General features: G+C 38.5%; 5 protein-coding genes and 1 pseudogene. 5 read left to right on the plus strand and 1 reads right to left on the minus strand.

From position 1 onward, the window contains the following. Both L2764_RS26055 and L2764_RS26060 read left to right on the plus strand, forming a co-directional pair. Positions 1-106 (plus strand): annotated as a pseudogene (locus tag L2764_RS26055) (IS30-like element ISVsa7 family transposase); the annotation flags it as partial. Between the two features lie 60 nt (positions 107-166). Next, positions 167-1,462, plus strand: coding sequence for a flippase (locus L2764_RS26060; RefSeq protein ID WP_248943258.1), 1,296 nt, complete (start codon positions 167-169; stop codon positions 1,460-1,462). Here the strand turns inward: L2764_RS26060 and L2764_RS28430 are convergent. Further along, complete coding sequence (locus L2764_RS28430) at positions 1,459-1,605, minus strand: transposase (protein ID WP_376708502.1); 147 nt, start codon at positions 1,603-1,605, stop codon at positions 1,459-1,461. The two genes, L2764_RS26060 and L2764_RS28430, sit on opposite strands and share 4 nt — an antisense overlap. A 150-nt stretch (positions 1,606-1,755) precedes the next feature. Between L2764_RS28430 and L2764_RS26065 the strand changes: the two genes are divergently transcribed. The 3 genes from L2764_RS26065 to L2764_RS26075 all read left to right on the plus strand — a co-directional run bounded on the left by L2764_RS26065 (position 1,756) and on the right by L2764_RS26075 (position 3,850). Next, positions 1,756-2,115: a hypothetical protein gene (locus L2764_RS26065; protein ID WP_248943259.1), complete on the plus strand. Its 360-nt coding sequence runs from the start codon at positions 1,756-1,758 to the stop codon at positions 2,113-2,115. A 391-nt stretch (positions 2,116-2,506) separates the two neighbouring features. Then, the gene (locus L2764_RS26070; protein ID WP_248943260.1) at positions 2,507-3,064 is read left to right on the plus strand and encodes a recombinase family protein; all 558 of its coding nucleotides are present in this window, start codon (positions 2,507-2,509) and stop codon (positions 3,062-3,064) included. Between the two features lie 42 nt (positions 3,065-3,106). Beyond that, positions 3,107-3,850: a DUF4158 domain-containing protein gene (locus L2764_RS26075; protein WP_248943261.1), complete on the plus strand. Its 744-nt coding sequence runs from the start codon at positions 3,107-3,109 to the stop codon at positions 3,848-3,850. Positions 3,851-3,934: the final 84 nt, after the last annotated feature.

Below are 3,934 nucleotides of genomic sequence, written 5' to 3' on the forward strand. Positions count from 1 at the left end.
CAATGCTGAATTTTTAATTAACATGAGGCCAAGAAAGGCGTTAAACTTTCTCAGTCCTTATGAGTTTTTAACAGGTAAACGTGTGTCGCTTATTGCTGAGATCTAGGAATAAACACCAAGCTTATAAATAACATTTTATTTTTTTAATACATGGAAATAAACGCTTATGGAGAAAAAAAAACAATCGGGGTATTTTCAACGCACAATTTCTGTAATGGTAACTATCTATGTAAGTAGTTACCTTATTACTTATACTATCAATGTAATTTTAGCCCAGTTGCTGTCTCCTGAAGACTATGGTAATTATAAAATTGCCGAAAACTTTTTTGATCTTGCCAGCATTCCAGTATTAATGGGCGGTGCTACTGCTGCACTCAAATTTTTACCTATCGCCTTTAAAGAATCAAATCTCACTCTTATTTGGGAATATACCCGTTTTTACCTAATCACGATTCTCACACTTTCTTTTCTATTAGCCCTGATAACTTTTAGTATTTCTATAAACTTTCTTGATAATACACTCTTTGGGAATCATCACCCAATTGCCTATGCAACAGCCATTGTTCCCATTATGGCTATTATTGTACTCATCAGAAGTATACTTCAATCTAAGGGGCTAATTTACACATCTTTTATTCCAAAAGCTATTTCATATCCTATTCTTCAGTTAGGCTTCATTTTAGCCTTATATGCATTTGTGGGAAAACTCACAGTTTCTTGGGCACTTATGATTGCATTTACCAGTCTTTTGATCATATTGTGTTATCTATTAATTAAAGGAAAACAATTAGGCATAATACGCTTTAAAAAAATTAAAAATCCAACCTCCCCACTCATCTGGTTAAAAGTCTCTATTACCATGATGTTATTATCAATTTTACACAGTGTTTTAAATCAGATCGATCTCTATATGATTGAAATATTTGGCAATGAAGATGCTGTTGGCTATTTTGCTACAGCACAAGTTACCGTTATGCTGCTCTTTTCCATACAATCAGCATTTATGATTGTTTTCAATCCTCTCATCACACTTCTACTAAAAGAAGACATGCATAACGCCAGAAAGCTAAACGCAAAATGTTTTCGCCTTTTACTGGCCTTTATTCTCCCCATAGGTGGACTACTATTTTTATTTTCAAAGCCTATTTTATCTATTTTTGGCCATAATGAACCAGAAGCAGCAACAACATTACAAATACTGGTGCCAGGATATCTTTTTAGTGCGATGTTTGCCATTCCCTATTCTTGGTTAAAGTATTCTGGCCAAGAAAAAAATGTCACAATCATCATGTTTGCCTGCCTCACACTTAACATCATCCTTAACGGATTATTGATTCCAAATTATGGAATCCAAGGCGCAGCAATAGCCACAACGGCTATGTTTATATCCACCTTTATTGCACTTTGTATCATGGTAAAAAAACACTTAGGTTTTTATCCATGGTCAAGAGTTGGGTCCTAACTCTGAATAAAGTTCTCATCAACGTTTAGAAGAACCCATTGATTTATTTCGAGGTTAATCCCTCCTTCACCTAATAATATATGAAGATGGGGATTATAACTCCCATTGCGACCATGGGTATGAATAAACCACGGGGTTTTCATGAGTATTTTTTGCACAATAATTCAACCTGAAAACTATTATTTTCAAATGAAATAACAGAGCTCAATCAATAGTGAGCTTACGGCAGCATAGCGCAACTTCTCAAATTTAATCTGATTTAATAAATGACAGATTAAATTTGAGGATCACTTATGGATATATCAGAGTCTCTATCTAGCCTAGCGGCTGAATTTAGTACTTGGCGGAAACAAAAACCACACGCTAAAACCCATGTACCCAATACCTTACGTCAACAGGCCGTTTCATTACTCGAACGTTACCAATCAGGCCAAATTACCTCTGCACTGAGTATTACTTCGGTTCAACTTACTCAATGGCGTCAGGCATTAGAGCCCGATGAAAACCCCTCATTTATCGAGCTTTCTTCTCAACCCTCTTCGACACATTCACCTGTCACTCTGGAACTTAATTTTAATTCGGGTGAGAAGATGCACCTCAAGGGTATTGATAATCAGATGCTGCTCTCTACCATCGGGGCACTAAAATCATGATACATCTCACCGCTAGCACTAAAATACTGATTGCGACTGAGCCTGCTTATTTCCGTAAAAGGGTTCTCTGACTAAAAGAACGGTTTGTCACTTCACTCCTCTCTAGCCCTTGGTATCACTGGTCTGTAGCGAAAATATTGATTTTTAAAACACCCACCTGCAAATTGGTAACAAGTTGAATTAATTTAAAATGCTAAGGCTCTGCAAATTTATATTTTTTATCCCCCTAGAAATTATGTAAATCGTTCTCATAAACGAGTGTTTGTGAGAACGATTTGAAAAACAACATCGCTCATCGACTTTATTGACTTCTTGGTTCTCACAAACCCATCTTGAAACCAATTTCTCATTTAAGTACTATTTAATGAGTTTTGATAATTTCTGAGTGATTATGCAAATAGGATACGTACGGGTTTCTACTAAAGATCAAGAATTGGACTTACAAATTAATGCACTTAATCACATTGGCTGCGAAAAAATCTACCAAGACCAGAAAAGTGGTTCAAATGCAGCCTTACGTGAAGGCTTACAGTCGGCATTGAATGATCTTCGTTTGGGTGATTGCTTTGTGGTTTGGAAGTTGGATCGATTAGGCCGAAACGTCAAAGATCTGATCATTATGGTGGAGCAGTTGGAACAGCGTGGGATCCACTTTAAAAGTTTAACTGATAATATCGACACTTCGACGCCAGCGGGCCGATTCTTTTTCCATATGATGGCCAGCTTAGCCCAAATGGAGCGAGAGTTATTGGTTGAGCGCACAAAAGCGGGACTGGACGCCGCAAGGCAGCGTGGACGCTTTGGCGGTCGTAAGCGGCTCATGACAGATTCTAAACTTATGGCCGCCAAGCGGTTACTTGCTGATGGGACACCGGTGAAAGATGTAGCCCAAGACCTAGGTATATCGGTGCCAACACTGTACAGGTGGTTACCAGCATCGGAGCGTTAATCATTTCTCTGCTTTTTTACTTACTTTAGGTGACATTCAGCTATGGCACGTCTTGCTATATTAACAAAAGATGAGATCGAATCGTTATATACGATCCCGACGCTCGATGATGAAGAGCGCAGCTTCTTATTTCACCTAGATTCAGATGATAAAACCTACCTTGAAAGTTTAGGAAGTACGCCTAGAAAAATTAACTACATCTTACAGCTGGGTTACTGCCGAGCGGTTAATTATTTCTTTAAATTCAGCTTTCAACAACAAAAGCAGGATGTGGATTTTATTCTGCGTCATTATTTTCCCGGTGAGCCTTTCCCTAAAAAGCAGATTTCCAAAAACTACCACTATGACAACCGGGCGCAAGTCATGAACAAGCTTGAACTTGTAGTCCCTCCCCCTGACTTTGAAGTGAGCCTATTAAGAGAAGCCAAATCCTTGGCTAAGCGACATGCCTTACCTAAATTTGTACTGCAGGAATTACTCGATTCTTGTCTGCACAATAAAGTGATCAAACCTGCTTATTCTACTTTACAGAATATGGTGTCTGAAGCTCTTGGCTATGAACAGCAACGGCTGGCTAACAAGCTCTATACCGCAGCAGATAAACCACTCCGGGCGGGGCTCGATACGCTATTAGACAATGAGGATTTATTCTACAACCTGACGTTATTAAAAAGAGACCAAAAAAGTTTCAGCACCACTGAAATTAAGCGCTGTGTGGCGAGGCAACAGATGCTAAAAGAAGTTTACGTCGATTCACTGCGAGCTATAGTCGTTTCTGGTGTATGAGGATAAAGCATTGCGATGTAACCTGTTAATTGATCTTGGCCGATCAACAATTAACAAAAGGAACATCGCAATGACTAAAAATGA

The sequence above is a fragment of the Shewanella surugensis genome, assembly GCF_023284005.1.
GTDB lineage: Bacteria > Pseudomonadota > Gammaproteobacteria > Enterobacterales > Shewanellaceae > Shewanella > Shewanella surugensis.

Coding starts and splice junctions, on each gene's coding strand:
- L2764_RS26060 (WP_248943258.1), top strand. CDS start 167: ATGGAGAAAAAAAAACAATCGGGGTATTTTCAACGCACAATTTCTGTA.
- L2764_RS26075 (WP_248943261.1), top strand. CDS start 3,107: ATGGCACGTCTTGCTATATTAACAAAAGATGAGATCGAATCGTTATAT.
- L2764_RS26070 (WP_248943260.1), top strand. CDS start 2,507: ATGCAAATAGGATACGTACGGGTTTCTACTAAAGATCAAGAATTGGAC.
- L2764_RS28430 (WP_376708502.1), bottom strand. CDS start 1,605: ATGAAAACCCCGTGGTTTATTCATACCCATGGTCGCAATGGGAGTTAT.
- L2764_RS26065 (WP_248943259.1), top strand. CDS start 1,756: ATGGATATATCAGAGTCTCTATCTAGCCTAGCGGCTGAATTTAGTACT.